Origin of the sequence: Novipirellula aureliae (assembly GCF_007860185.1) — a bacterium.
Lineage (GTDB): Bacteria > Planctomycetota > Planctomycetia > Pirellulales > Pirellulaceae > Novipirellula_A > Novipirellula_A aureliae.
On sequence record NZ_SJPY01000007.1, the window covers coordinates 426,171 to 447,358 of the forward strand.

Annotated in this window: 18 protein-coding genes; 6 read left to right on the forward strand and 12 right to left on the reverse strand. The window is 53.5% G+C overall.

Features of this window, described 5'->3' with window-relative positions:
* Positions 1-53: 53 nt before the first annotated feature.
* Positions 54-1,472: a glucuronate isomerase gene (gene uxaC / locus Q31b_RS21765; RefSeq protein ID WP_146601755.1), complete on the reverse strand. Its 1,419-nt coding sequence runs from the start codon at positions 1,470-1,472 to the stop codon at positions 54-56.
* Between the two features lie 556 nt (positions 1,473-2,028).
* On the opposite strand from uxaC, the gene Q31b_RS21770 reads away from it, so the two are divergent.
* From Q31b_RS21770 to sdhB, 6 genes are all read left to right on the forward strand, one after another.
* Positions 2,029-2,898, forward strand: coding sequence for a TerC family protein (locus Q31b_RS21770; protein WP_231617751.1), 870 nt, complete (start codon positions 2,029-2,031; stop codon positions 2,896-2,898).
* A 206-nt stretch (positions 2,899-3,104) separates the two neighbouring features.
* Positions 3,105-4,409, forward strand: coding sequence for a valine--pyruvate transaminase (locus Q31b_RS21775; protein ID WP_197172007.1), 1,305 nt, complete (start codon positions 3,105-3,107; stop codon positions 4,407-4,409).
* A 60-nt stretch (positions 4,410-4,469) separates the two neighbouring features.
* The gene (locus Q31b_RS21780; protein WP_146601756.1) at positions 4,470-5,408 is read left to right on the forward strand and encodes a dihydrodipicolinate synthase family protein; all 939 of its coding nucleotides are present in this window, start codon (positions 4,470-4,472) and stop codon (positions 5,406-5,408) included.
* Positions 5,409-6,066: 658 nt separating this feature from the next.
* Positions 6,067-6,972 (forward strand): succinate dehydrogenase cytochrome b558 subunit, encoded by a 906-nt coding sequence (locus tag Q31b_RS21785; protein ID WP_146601757.1) that lies wholly within the window; start codon positions 6,067-6,069, stop codon positions 6,970-6,972.
* A 92-nt stretch (positions 6,973-7,064) separates the two neighbouring features.
* Positions 7,065-9,047, forward strand: a complete 1,983-nt coding sequence (sdhA, locus tag Q31b_RS21790; RefSeq protein WP_146601758.1) for a succinate dehydrogenase flavoprotein subunit — start codon at positions 7,065-7,067, stop codon at positions 9,045-9,047.
* 112 nt (positions 9,048-9,159) lie between these two features.
* Positions 9,160-10,002 (forward strand): succinate dehydrogenase iron-sulfur subunit, encoded by an 843-nt coding sequence (sdhB, locus tag Q31b_RS21795; protein ID WP_146601759.1) that lies wholly within the window; start codon positions 9,160-9,162, stop codon positions 10,000-10,002.
* A gap of 567 nt (positions 10,003-10,569) precedes the next feature.
* Here sdhB and Q31b_RS21800 read toward each other — a convergent pair.
* From Q31b_RS21800 to Q31b_RS21850, 11 genes are all read right to left on the reverse strand, one after another.
* Entirely contained in the window at positions 10,570-10,749 is a 180-nt protein-coding gene (locus Q31b_RS21800) for a hypothetical protein (RefSeq protein ID WP_146601760.1), read from the reverse strand.
* Positions 10,750-10,788: 39 nt separating this feature from the next.
* The gene (locus tag Q31b_RS21805; RefSeq protein WP_146601761.1) at positions 10,789-11,799 is read right to left on the reverse strand and encodes a D-2-hydroxyacid dehydrogenase; all 1,011 of its coding nucleotides are present in this window, start codon (positions 11,797-11,799) and stop codon (positions 10,789-10,791) included.
* Between the two features lie 335 nt (positions 11,800-12,134).
* A complete protein-coding gene (locus Q31b_RS28550) occupies positions 12,135-12,416 on the reverse strand; it encodes a hypothetical protein (RefSeq protein ID WP_197172010.1) in 282 nt (93 codons plus the stop codon).
* Complete coding sequence (locus tag Q31b_RS21815; protein ID WP_197172013.1) at positions 12,397-13,614, reverse strand: ABC transporter permease; 1,218 nt, start codon at positions 13,612-13,614, stop codon at positions 12,397-12,399. The genes Q31b_RS28550 and Q31b_RS21815 overlap by 20 nt, the downstream gene beginning before the upstream one ends.
* Entirely contained in the window at positions 13,611-14,822 is a 1,212-nt protein-coding gene (locus Q31b_RS21820; protein WP_146601763.1) for an ABC transporter permease, read from the reverse strand. Before Q31b_RS21820 ends, Q31b_RS21815 begins: the two co-directional genes overlap by 4 nt.
* Positions 14,819-15,556, reverse strand: a complete 738-nt coding sequence (locus Q31b_RS21825) for an ABC transporter ATP-binding protein (RefSeq protein WP_146601764.1) — start codon at positions 15,554-15,556, stop codon at positions 14,819-14,821. Before Q31b_RS21825 ends, Q31b_RS21820 begins: the two co-directional genes overlap by 4 nt.
* Before the next feature lie 40 nt (positions 15,557-15,596).
* A complete protein-coding gene (locus tag Q31b_RS21830) occupies positions 15,597-17,006 on the reverse strand; it encodes an efflux RND transporter periplasmic adaptor subunit (protein WP_146601765.1) in 1,410 nt (469 codons plus the stop codon).
* Positions 17,003-17,521 (reverse strand): Spy/CpxP family protein refolding chaperone, encoded by a 519-nt coding sequence (locus Q31b_RS21835; protein WP_146601766.1) that lies wholly within the window; start codon positions 17,519-17,521, stop codon positions 17,003-17,005. Before Q31b_RS21835 ends, Q31b_RS21830 begins: the two co-directional genes overlap by 4 nt.
* A 23-nt stretch (positions 17,522-17,544) precedes the next feature.
* On the reverse strand, positions 17,545-18,048 hold the full coding sequence (locus Q31b_RS21840) for a zf-HC2 domain-containing protein (protein WP_146601767.1): 504 nt from the start codon (positions 18,046-18,048) through the stop codon (positions 17,545-17,547).
* Positions 18,049-18,244: 196 nt separating this feature from the next.
* Entirely contained in the window at positions 18,245-18,799 is a 555-nt protein-coding gene (locus tag Q31b_RS21845) for an RNA polymerase sigma factor (RefSeq protein WP_146601768.1), read from the reverse strand.
* A 166-nt stretch (positions 18,800-18,965) separates the two neighbouring features.
* A complete protein-coding gene (locus tag Q31b_RS21850; RefSeq protein WP_231617752.1) occupies positions 18,966-20,624 on the reverse strand; it encodes a hypothetical protein in 1,659 nt (552 codons plus the stop codon).
* Positions 20,625-21,188: the final 564 nt, after the last annotated feature.

A 21,188-nucleotide genomic window follows, 5' to 3' on the forward strand; every position in this document is an offset into this window, starting at 1 on the left:
GTCCCCGATTTTCAGGGTGCCCCGTCTAGCCAAGCCCGTCTAGCCAAGCCCGTCTAGCCAAGCCCGTTAGCCAAGCCCGTGAACTGCTTCGCGTTGGCGTAGCAGATGTCCCGGACCATGCCGCCGACCAAATCGAAGTCGCCCGGCAGTTGGCCCAACTGCATATCGCGGCCGAGTAAATTGCACAGTACACGCCGGAAGTATTCATGACGTGGATAGGACATAAACGAACGAGAATCGGTCAGCATCCCAACAAACCGCGAAAGTAACCCCAGGTTTGCTAGCGTTCGTATTTGCCACTCCATCGCCTCCTTTTGATCCAGGAACCACCACCCCGAACCGAATTGCATCTTGCCCGGAATCGATCCATCTTGAAAGTTACCCACCATCGTTGCAAAGGCGTAGTTGTCTGCAGGGTTCAAGTTATAGACGATCGTTTTCGGCAAAGCGTTTTCTTGGTCGAGCCGATCGAGGAGCTGACCGAGGGGTGCGATCTGCGGGGTATCTGCGATCGAATCGAACCCGGTATCAGGACCGACGGAGTTGAACAAGCGAGTGTTATTGTTACGGCGAGCTCCGAGGTGCAATTGCATCGTCCAACCTTTTTCAGCGTTCCAACGCCCAACCGAGAGCAGGATGTGGCTGGCGAACTGGCCCATTTCCACGCTCGTCACGGCCGTTCCGGAACGAGCTTTGCCGAAGATCGCTGCTGCCTCGGCATCGCTCGGAAAGTCTGCATAACATTTCTCCATGCCGTGGTCGGAGAGACGCCCACCGATTTCATGAAAGAAATCGTGGCGTTTCTTGAGTGCATCAAGGAACTCATCCAGCGTAGAAATACTCTGGCCCGTAGCTCGCTCCAAGGCATCGACCCAATCATTCCAAACTTGTGGTTGATGCACGTTGAACGCCTTGTCAGGGCGAAACGTCGGAAAAACCTTGGTGCTGAGCTCCGACTTGGCGATGGCTTGGTGATACGATAGATCGTCCGTTGGATCGTCTGTCGTGCCGACCACTTTGACCTTGAATCGATTCAGGATGCCATGCGCGGAAAGCTCCGCTGAAGCGAGTAGCTCGTTGGCTTGCTCCCAAACCGCCGGTGCGGTTTGTTCGTTCAGCAACACGTCGATGCCGAAATAGCGTTTCAGCTCCAAGTGCGTCCAGTGATACAGCGGGTTGCACAAGGTTTGTGGTACCGTCCGCGCCCAAGCCAAAAACTTGTCATACGGATCGGCATCCCCGGTGCAGAGTCGCTCTTCAACCCCTGCGGCCCGCATTGCTCGCCATTTGTAGTGGTCGCCTTCGAGCCAAATCTCAAACAAATTATTGAACTGGCGGTTTTCCGCCACATCCTTCGGCGGCAAATGACAATGGTAATCCAAAATCGGTTCGCTCACGGCGTAATCATGAAACAGCCGACGGGACGCCTCGGTCTCCAACAGAAACTCTTCGTGAATAAATGGAACCTTCATCGAAACTCAACTTACCTTTTTCCGAAGTATGAAAGAATATGCAGCTCCAATATACCAAGCTGCTGGTGTCCTTGATAGAAACCACGATGGATGTCTTGGACGAGCCATTGGGAGGCAATCTCTCGTGACACGGGTTTCTCGCTGCTGAAGATCCCACACGCTGGGGTCTTTATCAAGATCCACTACCATTTATCCCGCTCCTAAGATGCCATCCACTTCATCGCTATTCACTTCATCGCTCATCCACTTCACTTCTCCGGCCGAGCGATTCGTCGCAGCTGTTTCTTGGTGCCTTGGCTACGCGGGTCACTCGTTCTCGATCCCAATTTAACTTTCGGGCTCGGGTGACCGGGATAGCGACCTCTGATATGCCAACGAGGCTAGGGGAATGGCGGGTAGCCTGAATGGTTACGGCGCATCATACTTGTGCTTTGTCTTGCGCGAATTGTTTTGCACGAAAACGGGCGTGGCTAGTGTTTCTATCGGATTCAAACTTCGCGTTGGCGGTAGGATGTTGACAAAGCAAGAGCCCATTTCATAGGAAAAGAGCATCAAAATGCAGTGGATGATATCAGCGACCGACTCGGTTGGATTGCTTGCTTCGGCGACCGGCGTAGCGGATGGACCGGTCGAGAGTTTCTTTTCGCTGCATGGCATCTTTACCCTCGGGATGCTGGTGCTTTTGCAAGTCGTATTGGGCTTCGACAATTTGCTCTACATTTCGATCGAGAGCAAACGAGTGGAGGAGAGCCAGCAGTCCAAGGTACGGCAGGTCGGCATTGGTTTGGCAATTCTGTTTCGAATCATACTGCTGTATCTGATCATTCACTTGATCGCGTTGCTTGAGGATCCTTTTTATGAATACAGTAGCAAGTTGATCGAGGCCAAAATCTCCGGACACAGTCTGATTGTCTTGTTCGGTGGCGCGTTCATCTTATGGACGGCGATCAAGGAAATCTATCACTTGCTGGCGATCCATGAGGTTGGTGATGGATCAAAAAAGTCAGAGAAACAGAGTTTTGGCAAGACGATTGCTTTGATCGTCACCATGAATTTGGTCTTTTCATTTGACTCGATCCTGAGTGCCATGGCGTTGACAAAGAACTTCGCCATCATGGCAACGGCCGTCGTGATTAGTGGTGTGATGATGATCTGGTTGGCCGATCGGGTTGCCGAATTCCTGAAAAAGAACCGCATGTACGAAGTGCTCGGTTTGTTTATCCTGTTTATTGTCGGCGTCATGCTGACGAGCGAAGGAGGGCATTTGGCCGACCTGCATCTGTTTGGGCATATCGTGATGCCGATGGCGAAGAGTACTTTTTACTTTGTCTTGGCGGTCTTGATCGTCGTCGATGTGGTTCAAAGCCGATACCAAAAACGCTTGCTTGCTGAACAAGCTGCCCAGCAGAACGGGCTGTCGATTTAATCGGTTTGACTCGACTGATTGTTTAACGTCAAGCCATAGGCGACCGATTATGGAAAAGCTGACGCCTTCGGCTAAGCGTTAAACGATTAAATCGACAGGCCGAGAAGTCGCCGGCATGATTGGCCATCGTCGCCTTTCACACAATCTTTCACCCAATCACATTCATTTGATAAAAAACACAACAAGAAGATGGAATCGGACGGATCATGAGCTTGGAATTATCGGAATTTGGAGAGCAACTCGGCGTTGGTAGCGGAATCAGCGAGTTGATGGACGATCTCGGCAACGCTTTGGCGATCGCCGCGACGTCACCAGGCAACGAGCGAGTTTGCATGCTCGGAGGCGGCCAACCAGCACACATTGCTGAAATGGACGCGGTTTGGCGGCAGCGAACCGAAGCGATCTTGGCCAAACCAGGTTTACTCGAGCATACCCTTGGTCATTACGAACCGCCTGTCGGAAACACCCCCTTTCGCACGGCCATGGCCAACCTGCTGCGCCGCCAATACGATTGGGACCTCTCCGCCGATAACATCGCCGTGACGGCTGGAGGGCAAACGGCCTTCTTTCTGCTCTTCAACGCGTTGGCTGGTAAGTTCCGAGACGGAAGACGCAAAAAAATCTTGCTTCCGCTCGTACCCGAATACATCGGTTACGCGAACCAGTCTGTCAATGCGGAAAGGGGGCCAGGCGACGGTTTGTTCCGAGCGATAAAGCCACGCATCGAAATCACAGGGAAACACGAGTTTAAGTATCGAGTCGATTTCGATGCCCTAGAAGTTACCGACGACATCGCAGCAATCTGTGTTTCCCGGCCTACCAATCCGACCGGTAACGTGCTCACCGATGCCGAAATTGACCGGCTTTCGCGTTTAGCCCACCAGCATCGTATCCCGTTGATTATCGACAACGCATATGGAGCGCCCTTTCCAAACGCGATTTTTTCGGAGACGCGGTTGATTTGGAACGACAACACGATCTTGACTTTAAGCCTATCAAAGATCGGCTTGCCGGGAACTCGAACAGGAATCGTCGTTGCGAATACGGAGATTATTCAGTCGTTGTCGTCGATGATGTCAATCGTTGGTCTTGCGAACAATAACTTTGGTCAAGCATTGGTGACGCCATTGATCGAATCCGGAGAGGTTTTGCGACTGAGCAATGAAGTCGTGCAACCCTTCTATCGCGAGAAATCACGACTGGCCCAACAGTGGGCGCACGAATTTTTCGATGATTCCTTGCCCTATTTTTTGCATCGTAGCGAAGGGGCGTTCTTTTTATGGATGTGGTTCAAGGATCTACCAATCTCATCGCAGGAACTTTACCAGCGGCTGAAACGACGTAATGTCTTGGTCGTTCCAGGCAACTACTTTTTCTTCGGAATGGACCACTCCGATTGGAAACATGCAAGCGAATGTTTGCGAGTCACTTTTACCATGCCTGACGGCGACGTCAAAACAGGTTATAAAATAATCGCCGAAGAGGTTGCCCGCGCTTATCGAGAAAATTAAGCGATTCGGCCTACCCAGGCCCCCCCCAGTTTTCACATCCTTCTTACCAACTGATCCAACATGGACACTCGTATTTTCCGCGGCTGCATCCCTGCCATCATGACCCCTTGCCACAAGGACCGAACCCCCAATTACGCAGCCTTGGTCGAAACGGCCCAGGATTTGATGCAGAAAGGGATGGATGGCGTCGTCTACTGCGGCTCGATGGGCGAGTGGCCTCTTCTAAGCGACTCGCAGCGGCAAGAAGGTGTCCGGCAATTGGCTCAGGCCGGTATCCCCGTCATCGTTGGCACCGGGGCGATTAGCCCAAAACTTGCCGCCGAACATGCCGCGCATGGCCAATCGGTAGGGGCCAAGGGGTTAATGGTCATCCCCCGTCTACTATCACGCGGCACCTCCTCGGCAGCCCAAAAAAATCACTTTGAAACCGTCCTTTCGGCTGCGCCCGAATTGCCTGCGGTGATTTACAACAGCCCCTATTATGGCTACGAAACGAAAGCTGATTTGTTTTTCGAGCTGCGACGTGGATTTAAGAACCTCGTCGGGTTCAAGGAGTTTGGTGGAGCAAGTTCCTTAAGTTACGCTGCGGAATTCATCACCAACGCCTCCGAAGACATTCTGCTGCTGGCCGGCGTCGATACAACCGTTTACCACGGTTTTGTTCATTGTGGAGCGGATGGTGCGATCACGGGAATCGGAAATTGTCTGCCCGAACCAATCTTGAAACTCGTTTCACTGTGTAAACAAGCCCAATCAGGCAACACGCAAGCTCGCCGGTACGCTCAGGAACTCGACGAAGCACTAAGTGTACTTTCAAAATTCGACGAAGGCCCCGACTTGGTTCTCTATTATAAGTATTACATGGTTCTGGCCGGTCACGATGCCTACGAACTTCCGCTGGAGGAAGGAGACGCATTGAGTCCAAGCCAAAAGGCGTTTGCACGAACTCAGTGGGAATTGTTCCAAGCCTGGTGGGCCGACTGGGCTGGGAAAGCTTAGTGCTTTGTGACAGCTTGACTTGAGGCTTGCGGCCTGCTGATTTAATCGGTTTGACTCGACTTATTGTTTAACGCCAAGCCATAGGCGACCGCTTATGGAAAAGCTGACGCCTTCGGCTAAGCGTTAAACGATTAAATCAGCAGGCCGCTTGCCAGAATCTGAGGCTTGCCAGAATCAGGGCTGGGGCATTTTGCGGCCAGTAAACTGAGCCAGTAAACTGCGGCTGGAAGCCGCAGCCACGAAAGATTTTTACCCTCATTCTGAGTGCTGGCAAAGCATGGGTGTGAACCACGGGCAATGTCCCCCTTCGGCTCGTTTGAGGGAAGGTTTATTTCAATTAGCGGTGCGCCAGTGTGGCATTCTGTCCTTGTTGCATCAAACTTGGCGCCGCTCGGCTTGTAGTTTTCTGCGATATCCGTAGATTCATAAGTCCAAGGACCAGCCACGACGAAAGAAAGCTGGCTTTTCCTTCGATGTCAATTTTCGCTAGACTGTCGTTTCGCCAGATTCGCGGACCAAGCTCTCGGTTTTGCCAGATAGGGAATTTGTTGCATGCAACAAAATTGAAAATCATCGCTCAACTTAGATTGCCAAATTCGCCGACTCTCGGTTTATAGGTTACTAGACAACTCACTCCGCTTTCCCCCTGACGCCTAAAGTGTCTCAATCAACTCACGAACCATCGTTCTTTCTTCGCCACGAGTTCTTGCTCCGACGCTTGCATTCCTTGACAGGCATCGTCCCGTTAGGACTCTACATGTGTGTCCACCTGACGGTAAACTCCAGCCTGCTCAACAGCGTCCAGAGTTTCCAGGGTGCCGTTTATGGCATCCACAGTTTGGGTCGGTTTCTACCGATCGTCGAATGGGGCGGCATTTTTCTGCCGCTCCTGTTCCATGCTCTGTTCGGCGTTTGGATCGCCAAGAATGCGAAATTGAACACAAGCCAATATAAGTACACCAGCAACCGACGCTATTCTTGGCAGCGTTGGACGGGTGTGATCGCATTGGTGTATTTGTTCGTCCATGTCTTGCACCTGCACGGTTGGTTCCATTTCGCGCCATATTTGGCGGTCATTGAACCAATGAATTTTGCCCAGTTCAAGCCATACAATGCGGCGAGCACCATGATGTCAGCAATGAACGATTTTGGCGGCTTTGTCTGGCCTGCGTTTTATCTGGTTGGCATGCTTTGTTGCGTCTACCACCTGGCCAACGGTATTTGGACCGCCGGAATTACTTGGGGATTGTGGTTGACCCCAGCGGCTCAGCGGCGTGCTTCGATCGTGAGCGCTGCATTCGGTATCGGGCTCGCTTTCGTCGGTACGGCAGCCTGGTATGCGGCGACTTCCGCAGGACCGGAGGACATCGCACGGGCGAAAATGATTGAAGACCGGATGTACCAAGTTGGTTTGGATGCCGGTTATGTTCCTGTTTCCGAAGAAAAACGTACTCAACCCGACGAGATCTCGGAGCAATTTGAGGCCGAAGAGGCTGCCGAGGAACAAGCGATTCATGAGCAGTTGGAAAACGCGGGCGCCGAAGTGTTGGCTGACCAAGAGTAAATCGGAAAGCGAATGTTGATAGAATTGGTTCCCACGAATCGTTCGTTGTCGCATCAAACCTATTTTGCAACCTAAAACTGTACTAATTAATTATGTCTGAGCATCGTGTTGTTGTTGTTGGTGGTGGACTTGCTGGGCTTGCTTCGGCAATGAGACTTGCCGAGCTTGGTATCAAAGTCGACTTGATTAGCCTCACGCCCGTTAAGCGGTCGCACAGTGTTTGTGCCCAAGGAGGGATCAACAGTGTGAACGATTCGACTCGCCAACTTGGTGACGATGAGTGGAAACACTTTGATGACTCGGTCTACGGTGGTGACTTCTTGAACCACCAACCGCCCGTAAAAGAAATGGCCTATTGGGCTCCACGGATCATTGACCTGATGGACCGATTGGGTGTCACCTTCAATCGAACCGGAGAAGGTTTCCTCGATCGTCGACGATTCGGTGGAACGCTATACAAACGAACGGCTTTTGCAGGAGCAACAACGGGACAGCAGTTGCTATACGCTCTCGATGAGCAAGTTCGTCGCTGGGAAAGCGAGGGTATGGTTAAGAAATATGAGTACTGGGATTTCTTGAACCCTATCCAAGATGAAACCGGTCGTTGCCGTGGGATTGTTGCCCAAGATTTGGTATCGATGAAAATCAAGGCCTTCCCGGCCGACGCGGTCGTCGTTGCGACCGGCGGTTGTGGTCTGGTTTATGGCCGTAGCACGATGAGCGTTTTCTGTACCGGAAGCGCCGTCAGCCGCTGTTTCCAATCGGGCGTTAAATATGCTAACGGCGAATTTATCCAAGTTCACCCCACCGCAATTCCTGGCAGCGACAAGCTACGTCTGATGAGCGAATCGGCTCGCGGTGAAGGTGGCCGAGTTTGGGTGCCGCGGAAAGCTCAGGACCCACGTGAACCAAACGACATCCCCGAAAATGAACGCTACTACTTCTTGGAAGAACGCTATCCCGAATATGGCAACTTGGTCCCTCGGGATATCGCGACGCGAGAGATCTTTGACATCTGTGTCAATGATGGTCTGAGCGTCGATACCGACAAAATGTGCGTCTATCTTGACTTGACCCATATTCCGCGAGCCGAATTGGATCGCAAGTTAGGTGGGATCATGGAAATCTATGAGAAGTTTCAAGGGGTCGATCCTCGTGACGAGCCGATGCGTATTTTCCCGGCGGTCCACTACAGCATGGGCGGTCTTTGGGCCGATTATGTCAAGTCCGCCGATGATGGCATGGAACAAGGTGCTCCGCAAAACCATATGACGAACATCGAAGGCTTGTACGCCATCGGTGAATGCGATTACCACTACCACGGTGCTAACCGCCTCGGTGCTAACTCGTTGTTGTCCTGTATCTTTACCGGTCTGTTCACGGGACCGTCGATCTTGAACTTTGTCGAGAAGCAAACCTCGGGGGCAAACGATCTGCCTGCGGATGTGATCGGCGCCGCGGTTGCGAAAGAGCAAAAACGTCATGACGATCTGCTGGGCGGCAATCCAGGGAGTGATGAGAACCCTTATTTAATTCACCAAGAGCTTGGCGACTTGATGACTCGCGTGGCTACCGTGGTTCGCCGCAACGATCAATTGGCGGATGCAATCGAGAAGGTCAAAGGTCTGCACGAACGAGCGATGAAGGTCAACCTTTCTGATACCGGCAGCTGGACCAACCAAAACGTGGTGTTTGCAAAAGCACTGCAGGACATGTTTCCACTTGCAAAAACCATTTTGCTCGGTGCGTTAATGCGAGACGAATGTCGCGGTGCTCATTATAAGCCGGAGTTCGAGAAGCCATCGTTGACCGCGGAGGACCCTGCCGAGCGACGTCGCCAAGCGGAAGAGTGGTGTGATGCCTTCGAAAAGAACAATGAACGGTTCCTCAAGTCCACGATTGCGACTTGGAATCACGAAACTCAAATGCCTGAAATCACGTACGAAGACCTCGACACCTCGATCATTCCACCACGTCCACGATTGTATGGTTTGGTGGGTGCGAGTGAGATTGAAGAGGTTTGGAACGAGCGAGCCAAAGCGAAGAAAGAGCAGAAACTCGCCAATACTCACTAGACCTCCTGCTCAATAGACTCCGCTACGACAATGATGGAACTCCTCTCGAGTTCTTCAACCGTTTCCTTCACAACATTTTTCCACGCAAATTTAGAAACATCAGGATCGACGGATGATTGCCCTCGACACGAAAAAACGCACTGAAATCAAGATCCGAGTCCGTCGGCAAGACGGGCCTGGCAAAAAGCCCTATTGGGAACTCCATACTTTGCCGTATGAGCCCGAGCTAAACGTGATCAGTATTTTGCAAAAAATTGCTGCCCAATCGAAGACCAGCGACGGCAAAAAAGTCACTCCCGTGGTCTGGGATTGTGGCTGCTTGGAAGAGGTTTGCGGTGCCTGCACGATGGTCATCAATGGTAAAGTACGGCAAAGCTGCAGTGCCTTGGTCGATCGTTTGCTCGAAGACAACCCCGACGAAATCGTCCTAGAGCCAATGCGAAAATTCCCTGTTTTGCGAGATTTACTTGTCGACCGTCAACGGTTGTTCAAGGCCCTCGAACGCGTCGAAGCTTGGGTCCCCGTCGACAGCTACTACGACATGGGGCCAGGCGAACGGCAATCCCGCGACTCCCAGGAACAAAACTACCCGCTCAGCCAATGCATGAGCTGTGGTTGCTGTTTGGATGCCTGTCCTCAATTCTTGAAGATCGAATTGGAACAGAAGGCTGGTGAAAGCGATGAGGATTTCCAAGCTCGCAAAAATGCGGCCTACAACGAATCCTTTGTTGGTCCTCATGCGATTTCGCAGGCGATGTTGTTCAACAACAATCCGGTTGGAAAAGCTTTAGCAGGCGAACGACTCGATGCGTTGAGCGGCCCTGGCGGCATTCAAATCTGTGGAAATGCTCAAAACTGCGTGGCCGTTTGCCCGAAAGAGATTCCGCTTACCACTTCCATTGCCCGCGCCGGTCGAGCGACCACGTTGCACGCGATTCGGAGCTGGTTCGAATAAAAACGCTTGTTGCGGGACTTCTTTGCAAGCCATTTTAGCGGAGTGCAGGTCCAGGGCCTTGGTTCGTTGTCGTATTTTTGCTACACTGACCGTTAAGGAAGGTCCTTATTCAACATTTAGAAATGAACAAAGCGGCCTGAGCCGCACAGAAAACTTAAATCGAAGAAACGGGAGAATAATCTAGGTGGGTACGAAGCGAACAGGAAAAGGCCGGCGAAAAGTAGGGCGTAAAAAGCGGCGTATGCGAGCAAAGATTCGCCATCGCAAGAAATAACGAATGGGTTGTCACGGCCTTTTTCCGTGCTTCCAAAGTCGTTTCCCACTTATGATTCATCTAAAAAACTCGGAGTTGCTCCGAGTTTTTTTTATGCACTCATGCTTTGGCGCAGCCAAGAATTAGGGTCAGAGCCTTTCGTGGCTGTGGCTTCCCGCCGCAGCCTGCTGGAGCAAGATGCCCCAGCCACTCTTTGCCAAGCCTAAAATCAAGCGGTGACATAGCACACGTCCTTCTGCTGAAGCGAACTTGGATCGGCGCAATGGATGCGGTCCAATGTCGAGCGACTTCCGCTACCGCTTGATCGGCGGTCGGATCGATTCGACGGTCCAACCGATCGATGCGTACGTGCGGTTGAACTCGGCGATGAAGTCTTCGGCGGCCGAATCGGGTAATACGATCGAACCAGCTGCCTTGGCGTCCTCGTTCAAGATGACCGCATCACACTGGCCAGTTTTTCGTGGACTGCTCATTGAACCGACTCCCTTCTTTTCGTGGTAACACCATTTCGTTTACTGATCGTCTCGATCCGATCGTGTCGTTTCGCCCATTCCTTGATAGACAACCGAGGGGTGGGGAAACCCTAGACGTTTATCGACCAAATTGTACGGTTTTTCTCCCGCCAGAAAACGTCTTAAATTCACGCAAGCCAAATGAGTCGAATCATCCACTCGTGAGAATGACTGGGCACCGACGTGCGGCGTGATGATCACGTTCGGGTTGTCCCACAGAGGACTCGTCGCGGCTAACGGTTCGACTTCCGTGACATCCAACCCCGCCCCCGCAAGTTTCCCACTCTGCAGTGCTCTGACCAGTGCAGCTTCTTTAACCACACTGCCGCGTGCTACGTTGATCAAGTAGGATCGGTCTGGCATCTTCGCAAATCGGTCGTCGTCGAACAAACCGAGTGTGTTGTTGTTGAGCGGCAACGTCAAAATCACGATCTCGCTCTCGGACAGCAGTTGATCGAGCCGGTCGGATTCCCACAATTCGTCCAGTTCCGCTGGTTTATCGACAGGGTAGTAGTCCGTGGCGATCAAGCGGATGTCCCAAGGCGCTAGCATTTTGGCAATCATTCGCCCATTACCGCCCATACCGACGATTCCAACCGTCTTGCCTCGTAAATCATCCGTCGGCAAACGGGTGAAATCTCGTGCCGCCTCGGCTCGAAAGAATTGAGGCAACTTGCGAAGCAACCCAAACAATAGTGCAAACGTTTGTTCGGCCACCTGCGGAGCAAATAAGCCCGACGCGCTGCTAACCGGAATATCCGAGTCAATCACCCCGGGGACCAAACAGTGATCGAGTCCTGCGGCCGATGATTGGATCCACCGCAATCGGCCTGCCTTCAGAACGCGATCCCAATCGACCGGTACTTTCGCGTGGCCGATAAAGATATCGGCGGTCGGCAAAAGTTCGTCAATTTCACTCTGCTCCGCAGCCACAATCTCGGCATCAGGTGCGGCAGCTTGGATTTGTTTAATATGATGGTCTAAGACCGGATAGCAAAGAACAATTCGCATGACAGTGGATCGTTAGGGATTCTTTTATAAACCGTGCCCTAGGCTTCTAGCCTAGCCCACGCTCAAAACGCAAGATAACATCGAGCGACCAACCGTGAATTTACTCTGCTTGAATGCTTTCGCGAAGGCCGTGTTTTGCCAACAGGCTCGCGCCGCCAAATAACTGGATTCAAGAATACGATAAGTCGAAGAGCGACAAAGAAAAACCGGTGCACCGATTTCGGCAAAATATCGGTGCAATCTCATTTTTGAGTGCATTGCATTCAGGCATTCAGGCATTCAGGCATTCAGGCATTCAGGCATTCAGGCATTCAGGCATTCAGGCATTCAGGCATTCAGGCATTCAGAAATTTCATTTCATCAACGTTGAAGGTGAACAACAAAATTGCAATATCGTCCTGGGGGGCGGCATATTGTGCTTGGACATCGAACGGTTCAATACTCAGTGCCAGCCGTTTTGGACGCGTAAGAAGCGGCGAACCAGACGATGCGGCGAACCATTTTCCAAAGTTCTTAACCAGTTTGCACCAATTGACTTGCTCGAGCCACGACCGAACCAAAATCGGTGGTGCAGTCGAAGACGCCACACCGCGTGTGTCATTCCGCGCGCAGTGCATCGATAGGTTCGAGGGAGGCAGCGCGAACGGCGGGATAAAGACCGAAGGCAACCCCTAGCGAGACCGAGAAGACGACGCCGATGGCGGCTGCGGGCCACGAGACGACCATATCCACGTAACCTAGAGAGCCAATGATCCTGGCACCGCCAACCCCCATCGCCACGCCCATCAGTCCTCCCAGGCCAGCGAGCATCCCGGATTCCAGAAGAAACTGGTTGCGGATATCGCACCGCCTAGCACCGACGGCTCGGCGAAGTCCAATCTCTGGGGTCCGCTCCCGCACTGAAATGAGCATAACAGCCAAGATTCCTACGCCGCCGACCATTAGCGAAATTCCCGAAACGCTACCGATCAACAACGTCATCGCCTGCGCCGTTTCACGCTCGGTTTCCAGCAGCACCGCTTGATTCTGGATGGTGAAATCGTCTGGCTTATCATCCAATCGGTGCCGCTGACGTAGTCGTTCACGGATTTCATTTTCCGCTTGGGCAAGCTCACCACTCGAATTTCCCTGCACGTAGATCGTCTGAACAAAATCGACATTCATCACACGCCGCATCGCGGTATCCAACGGGATGATTACCACATCATCCTGATCGAGTCCGTTGCCATCGATCCCTTTGGGTTCGGTAACACCAATAACCTCGAAGGGGACTCGCCCGACCCGAAACGTAAGCCCAATCGGATCAGCCCCTAGAAAGAGGTTCTCGACCACCGTGGGACCAAGCACGGCAACTCGGCGTCGACCACGGCATTCGTTCTGGTCAAAAACACGCCCCGATGCGATGCCGATATTGCGGATCGGAAACCCTTGTGGCGTGATCCCAAGGACGGTGGTGTTGGCGTTTTCGGATTCCCAGCGGGTGGCAAATTTCTTGGTTATTGCAGGCGACGCCAAAGCAACGGCCGGACAATCGGCTTGAATTGCGACAGCGTCCTCGACCTTCAAAGTGGTAACGGTGCTCATTTGCCGCTGTCGGCCAGCAATGATTTTTGTCTGGCCAGCACTGACAGTAATCAAATTCGTCCCCATTTGGCGGATCCGGCCCAGGATGCGTTCTTCAGCGCCTTTACCCGCCGAGACCATCAGAATCACTGCGGAGACCCCCACGATGATGCCCAGCGTGCTGAGCATCGTTCGGAGCGGGTGTGCCGCCAAGATTTCAACGGACAGGGCAACGCTCTTGGACCATTTCATCGCAGCGCTTCCACGGGGCTTAGCCGCGCAGCACGCCAAGCCGGCTGGACGCCAGAAACCGTCCCCACCAAGAGTGCAAATGCAATTGACAAAGCAAAAGGTTGCCAGGTTACCATCGCAGGCAGCGGAGTCAGCTTTGCGATGCCGATTGCAACCGCTGCGCCGAGCAAACTGCCCAACAGCATTCCCAGAAAGGTTACGCTGAGGGATTCGGTAAGAAATTGCACAAACACATCGCTTCGCGTTGCTCCCAGTGCCCGTCGCAACCCGATTTCGTTAGTGCGTTCAGCGACGGAGATGAGCATAATATTCATCAATACAATTCCGCCGACCAGTAAGCTTAAAGCCGCCAACGCAATCAGCAGTATCGAAAAGGTGCGTGAGGTGCCACGGGCAAGTTCGGCAATAATCGTTGGCGTGACGATGCGAAAGTCGTCTTCCACGGCAGGGGTAATGTGGTGTCGACTGCGGATAATTTGCTCGATCTGTTCGGCCTGCTGTGCCATCAGAGACGCATCCTCACTGACAACGCGGATGGCACCGATATGGTCCACATTCATCACACGTCGCATCGCGGTTGTGATCGGGATCACGATGCGATTGTCGAAATCGCCTCCTCCGCCCCCCGCGGTACCGCGACGCTCCAACACCCCTTTGACGGTGAGACTAACCTTGTTGATATAGAGACTTTTTCCCACCGGGTCTGTGCCAGCAAAAAGATCGCGTCCAACCGAATCACCGATGACACAGACGCGGCTCATGGTTGCCACATCCTGGTCGGTGATCCCATCCCCCTGAGCGACATCCCAAGCCCACGCGCTGTGCCAATTTGGTTCGACACCCCAGACGACCGATTGAATTTGGTTCGCCTGGTACTTCAAATTCACGTCGAACTGCCAAGCTTGTGGAGCGACTGTTCTTACTCCGTCAACCTGTTCGCGGATTGCTTCGGCATCGGCCAAAGTGAGCGTCGTCACGCTCGTGTCCGGCGGGGGCAGAGCTCTTCCTCCACCGGCGATGACCATCATCGCGGTCGGGCCGAAATTGTCCACCTGTTTCATGATCTTCTTCTCGGTGCCTTTGCCGATCGACATGATGACGGTCAAGGCGGCGATCCCGACAATCGTGCCAGCCATCATGAGAAACGTTCGTACCTTGTTCGCGGCTAGCGAGTTGACGCCTTCGCCTGCAATCCGTAGCATCCTCATGACCCGATCTCCGCTGCTGCGGGCAGCGAGGCCAATTCCGCCTCCGCATCCCTGGGTTGACGAATGAGTTCGTCTTCTGCGATCTGGCCATCCACCAAGACGATAACGCGATCGGCGTGCTCGGCCACGTCACGATCGTGAGTGATCATCACGATCGTCCTGCCCTCTTGATGTAAGCGTTGAAAAATCGCCAATACCTCTGCACCGCTGCGGCTGTCCAGATTGCCTGTCGGTTCGTCGGCCAAGATGATCGAAGGAGTTGTGATCAACGCTCTTGCAATCGCGACCCGTTGTTGCTGGCCCCCTGAGAGTTGGCGGGGCCGGTATTCCACGCGGTCGGCAAGACCGACCATGCTAAGTGCGTTTTCGCCGAGTTCTTCGGGATCCTCTGGATAGTCGTCGGTGTAGAGCAGGGGCAGGAGTACATTCTTAAGTGCGGTGGTTCGCTGTAGCAGATGGAACTGCTGAAAAACAAACCCGATCTTGTGATTTCTCCAATGCGCCAGTTCGTCATCATCCAGGTCAACCATATCGACGTCGTCAAGTCGGTAGTGTCCCTCGGTCGGTTTGTCGAGGCAGCCGAGGATATTCATGAGCGTCGACTTTCCTGTACCGGACGAGCCCATGATCGCAACGTATTCGCCAGGTTCGACCCTGAACGAGATCCCTTTGAGTACGGGAGTGGTTACGTTCCCCGTCTGATACGTTTTTTCGATGTTCTGTAATTCAATCATGGATGATAGTCTCCTCGTACTATCGGCCAGCCTACGATAACTAAATGGTTGTTTTGTCACCAACGTCAACTTGGCGTTCTAAGGGTGGTTCGAGAAAGACCGTTTGACCTTCCTCCAGCCCCGCGACGATCTCGACCGACTGGCCATCCTTCCAGCCAATCGTGACATCGCGAACCTCGGGTTGGCCGTGGTTGGAAACGTAGACGACGTTTCGGCCTCGTTCTCGCTTGATGGCCTTTGCTGGAATCGCCAACACATTGTCTCGTTTTTCGAGGTAGATGGTCACACTAGCAGTCATCTCGGGTCTCAGTCGTCCGTGAAAAGGCGTCTCGATATCGACGACCACATCGTAGTTGACGACATTGTCTTGGATGAATGCGGTCGGATAGATCGCTGAGACCCTACCTTCAAACTCGCTTTCTGGAAAAGCATCGACGGTGAACACGCTACGTTGACCGACCTGAACCTTGCCGATGTCCACTTCATCGACATAGGCATCGACCTGAAGCCGCTGCAAATCAATGATCGTCACGAATGTCGGCGCTTGCATCCCCGCGGCAACGGTTTCTCCTTCCTCGGTGGAAACCGATGCAATCACACCGTCGATCGGTGCGGTGATTGTTGCGTAAGAAAGTTGGACCTGTGCGTGTTCCAAAGCTGACATCGCCCTCGAGATTTCGGGTCGGGCCTGATGAATTTCTTCAGTGAAGCGGGTTTCGACAAGCTCCAGTTCTTTACGAGCCGTAGCAACATGAGTTCTTGAAACGGCGAAACGCTCCTCCGCCTCCTCCAACTCATCGTCCGCCGCAGCACCTCGGCTATGGAGCTGACGCTGACGCTGACACTCTTTCTCATTGAGTGTGTAAGTAGCTTGACACTCATCCAAATCCAGTTGTGCTTTTTCCAATTCTGTGGGTAGCAGCGTTTCGATGGAGGTGAGCTTAGCGCGGGCGAGATCCAATTCCGCCTGCCGCTGCCGGACTGTCGCCTCCAGGTCTGACTGTTCTAATCGAGCGATGACCTGTTTTTTAGTTACCTTGTCGCCAATATTTGCATACAACCGTTCCACTTTTCCCGAAAGCCGAGCTCCCACGCGTACCTCCGCGCCAACCTGTGGTTGCACGGCGCCCGTCGCGAGCACCGACGAAGAGAAATCGCAGCGGATTACGGTTGCGGTGGAGACAACGGTTTCTGCCGAATGTGTCGTGCGATTAGCATACCACCACCATCCAACACTGAATCCAATCATCGAAAAAAGGAACAGCCACCAAACAACTCGTCTCTTCTTCTTGCGTCGCTTCTTGCGTAACGCTCGACCGGTAGACGCGTCAGTCACGTGAGGTTGCCCTCGTCGTGACTTAACCGTTCGCGTTGCCACATTGCCTGCAATACTCTTCTGGGGTGGCGACTTGAGTTCGTCTGCTGTGATATCGGGGGAGTCGATGGTCATTTCATGGGTCCGTTCGGATTCTGCAGTACTGGAGCTAGGCCACCTTGCGACTGCGCGGTCATCGGTGGACCATCAGCGTGTTGGGTTCGGTTGCGAAGCATGTCGAATAGGTGCTGTTGTTGCGCAGTGGTGAGTATCTTTTTTTCTGCCAAAAGGTGATCGAGTACGAGATGCTGAATTTGCCGTTTCGTCTCCAGGATTTGATCCTGCATTGTGTGGATCATCTCAACATCGGGATCTTCGGTAGCGATCAAAGCGATTACTTTCGACCGCAATTCGCCGGTCTGTTCTCGCAATGCCTCAACGGCGGCCTGGAACTCTCGCAGCGGGGGCTCAATCTGCACCCATTGTTCTTCGGTCACCTTTAACTGCCGATGAAGCGGGCACCAAACCGTATGGGCGACCTTTTCTCCCGCATCGGCTGAGCGTGTGTGACGCGCCGTCGCTTGAGTCATCCACATGCCGATGAATGCCACATTCAGTGCGGCGGATACGACAATCAAATAGCGTTTCACTCTCTTCCACACAGCAATCGTCCTCAACGTTCAAAGTCGGATAGAAGTCGCAGGTAGTCTTGTGCCAATGAATCCTCGCGTGATTCCACCAGGTACTGGAATCCCGACTCGGCCAGTGGGTCGGTTGATCTGGCCGCAATCGCAACGGATTGCTGGCGGTCGTTCTGCCAAGTGTCGTATCCCATCAACACCCCGATCAGTAACCCAATCGCCAATGCTGCAGCCGTTCCCGTTAAATACTCGAACCCAGTCCAAATTGACTGCTTCGGCACCGATCGTCTACGTTGTGCAGCGGCGGCAATCGCCTGTCGTTTCTTAACGCGAGCAACGACCATGGCAGCATATTGGTCGGGCACTGGGGGCACGGGCACCGACACAAGTAGCTTTTGCAGTTTCTGGCGTCTCTCCTGAACCGAACGGCAGGGGCCGCAAGATTCCAGGTGAGATTGGACCTGATCACGCTCCGAGTCCGATAACTCTTGCGTTTCCAGGAGCTCCAGCTTGCGTTGAACCATACGACATCGCATGACATTCCTTTCTCTAATTGCTAGGTACTACATTCGCTATCGCCGCATTTGACGCTCTTGGGCCGTAGCCTAGGCTTCCAGCCTAGTTTTTTTTGTGGTCCCAGGCTGGAAGCCTAGGCTACGTTTTCTTGCGGTTTCGCGGCCTCTTGCAAGAGAACAAACGGATCAACCTCGAGAAACCCCCGCGAAAAATTGGTTAATTCTCGAAAATATCCGTCAGTAGCGTTTCGAGAGATTTTCGACCGCGGGCGAGAAGCCGCTCGACCGCCTTCACACTGATCGCCATCGCGTCCGCAATCTCGCGACCACGGAGCCCCTCGTAGTATCGCAAAACGACAGCGGTTCGCTGTTTCGCCGGAAGGCGATGGAGGGCAACTCGTACACGCTGCTCCTGTTCCGCAATGACCGCTTGCTGATCGGGTGAGAGGGATCGCTCGGCTGGCCCCAAGTCGGTGCCGAGGTACTCCGTAGGTTCCGGGCGGTGTTTGCGGAGATAGTCGAGGCAGACCCGAACCACGACGCGATAAAGATAGGTGCCAAAAGCAGCAATCGGGCGATACCGGTCTGCTGCCTCGAATATTTTCACAAAGGCATCCTGCGTAAGGTCCTCGGCTGCTTGGTGGTCGGATACGAGACGGTAGGCAGTTCGCCAAGCGGTTTTCTGATGCCGCAGTACAAGAAGTTCAAAGGCCTTCAAATCTCCTTGGGCGACCAACTGCATCAACTGTTCATCCGGGATGCCGGTGTCCATCGCAATCTGTTGCCTTGAAGGCGTAAGCGGCTCAATTTCTTAGATACCTAAAGATACCACATAAGCGTGGAGTAAGAAAATCGAACAAACATTTTGCTGGACAGATTGCGGCAGCATGAAAACGGATCGTCAAGAGCGATTGAAATGCCTCCTCGTCACAACGAACCTATTCGATTCCTTGTCGTGTGGCGATCGGGACGTACCCGACCTCCAAACCCTTCGGCGGGGTCACAATCAAGGCGGGGTCAATGTCCGCCAGTTTTCCAGTCGTGGGTGCTGGCAGATATTCGCGGTCCTTTGTCCAACTGCGGTGGAGTTTTTCGACTCGTTTTTGCAGCTGCTCACGCTCTTGATCCGTCAAGTCGGCGTTGAGGATTGCAGGTTGGTCGGCGAATCGATACCAGTAGTACGTCACCGTGCTGCCGTCTCCCGGGTGTGCCTCAAACGGTCCCGCCACGGGCCCAGGCGTCTTCCAGCAACTCGCGGCATCGTCGGGCGTGACGTAGGCTTCCAAAGGACTATCGTCGGGCCGACGAAAGCTAGCCTCGGCCAATCCCGTTTCGGCCGGAACGTCCCGGGGCTGGACGACAACCCAAAGAGGTTTGCCATTGTCATCTTTCTGCAGACGATAGTATTCGGGTAACCCGACCAACGGGCCGTCTTTGGCGTCCTTTTTCGAAGTAAGCTCGGGGCTCCACTCGAATCCGTAGGAAATCGGATCGGGTGCGACCGGCGTCGCAAACGAACGCCAAGCAAGAGGGACTCTTTCTTCTTTGGCCGTACGGGAGGCATAGATTTTCCAGGTTGCGCCACCTCCCCCGCGAAAACGGTGCACAGCGGCTCCTTGGGGACTGATCGCGCCGCTGGCTGGGCTCCCACCATCGAACCATTCTTTCACGGAGTCCCAGAGTGCTGTCTTGTTGTAGGCGGTAACGCGGTGAACGACTGTCGATTTCCCGTCGGCATCGCGAGGGAATGAAGAGGGGGCCACTCGCGCGTAAGTCACCCCCTTATTGTCAGTAGCCAAGATGCTGGGGATATGCTGGGTTTCCATCTGCAAAGCCCGATTGGGCTTGGACGGACGAGCGTCGAGGAACATGCCAGCTAAACTGGGGTCTTCGGCTGTCGCGGCGGACCAAAAATAGGGAGTGAAAAATGCAACCGGGCCTTTGAAGTTTCCGGTGTTCAGAAACAAAGTCCAGCTTTGATCGCCGGTGGGAACGTCTTTCCCGGCGGTCGTCGGCTTGGCTTCGGTGAGCGGAAGCGGCAGGTATCCGTAGCCGAACAAGTCACCCGAAGTGCCTTGCTTCAGGTTCAGTCCGTCCATCGGCCATAGCACCCATGGGCTGAGCTGGGCAATGCCATACTTGCCTTTCGGCTGCTCCCAACTTCTGCCTTTGCCGGCGCCGGGGCCGTTGGCCCACTCCACGAAATTCAAAGCCACACCGCCCATGATGAACTTTGGCGTTTCGGTGGCAAACCGGGTATCACGCCACCAGCCCAGACCGCCTTCGATATCCGAATAGAGTCTGCGAGTCGGTTTGGTGTCATACTGTGCGTGCATCCAAGTGCCGAACAGACCCGTTTGGAAACGATTGCCGGGATATTCTTCCAACAAAGGCCAGGCCGCGACATAAAGAGAGAACCCTGCGTTATACGTTTCCTGAACTTCCCCCTGTGGGACAATCAGGTATCCGGCCATCTCTCCTCTCTGGGCACCATCTCTCTGGGCACCATCTCTCTGGGCACCATCTTTCTGGGCACCATCTCTCTGGGCACCATCTTTCTGGGCACCATCCGCACCGATCAGCGGTGACTGGGGCAAAAAGAGTACGAGGGATAGGCAGATAGTAAACGATGTAAGAAACCATGCTCTTAACATTAGCGAGTCTCCGGTAACTGTCCTTGGGATCGTCCGCTGCTAAGTGCAAACACCCAGCAACCTCCGAACTCGTGTTGCCCGCTGGGGACCACCCCCGAACGACGATTGCATCTTGGGCCGTGAAGTCCCCCGCGTCAACGACCTGCAAGGCGGTGAGGGCCTGCTTTCAGGGAAATTGCCGTCAGCTGCTCGAACAGGTGCCAGCAAACGAATAGGTGCCATCCATCAAGCAAAGAACTGGCTAAAAGAATGTTTTCGGTGCATCGGCAATCGGACGTTCAAAAAGAAACCTCGGCAATACAAGCCGTTTTATCAAGGCCAAGCGAGACATTCTTCCCTCCCTGACCCGTTGTCCCTAAGTAAGTTGCTCCTCAGCAGAGCTAGGCCGGAGGCCGAAACATCCACTGCCGGTGGTGTGACGGGCTGTCGATTTAATCGGTTAACGCTTAGCCGAAGGCGTCAGCTTTTCCATAAGCGGTCGCCTATGGCTTGGCGTTAAACAATCAG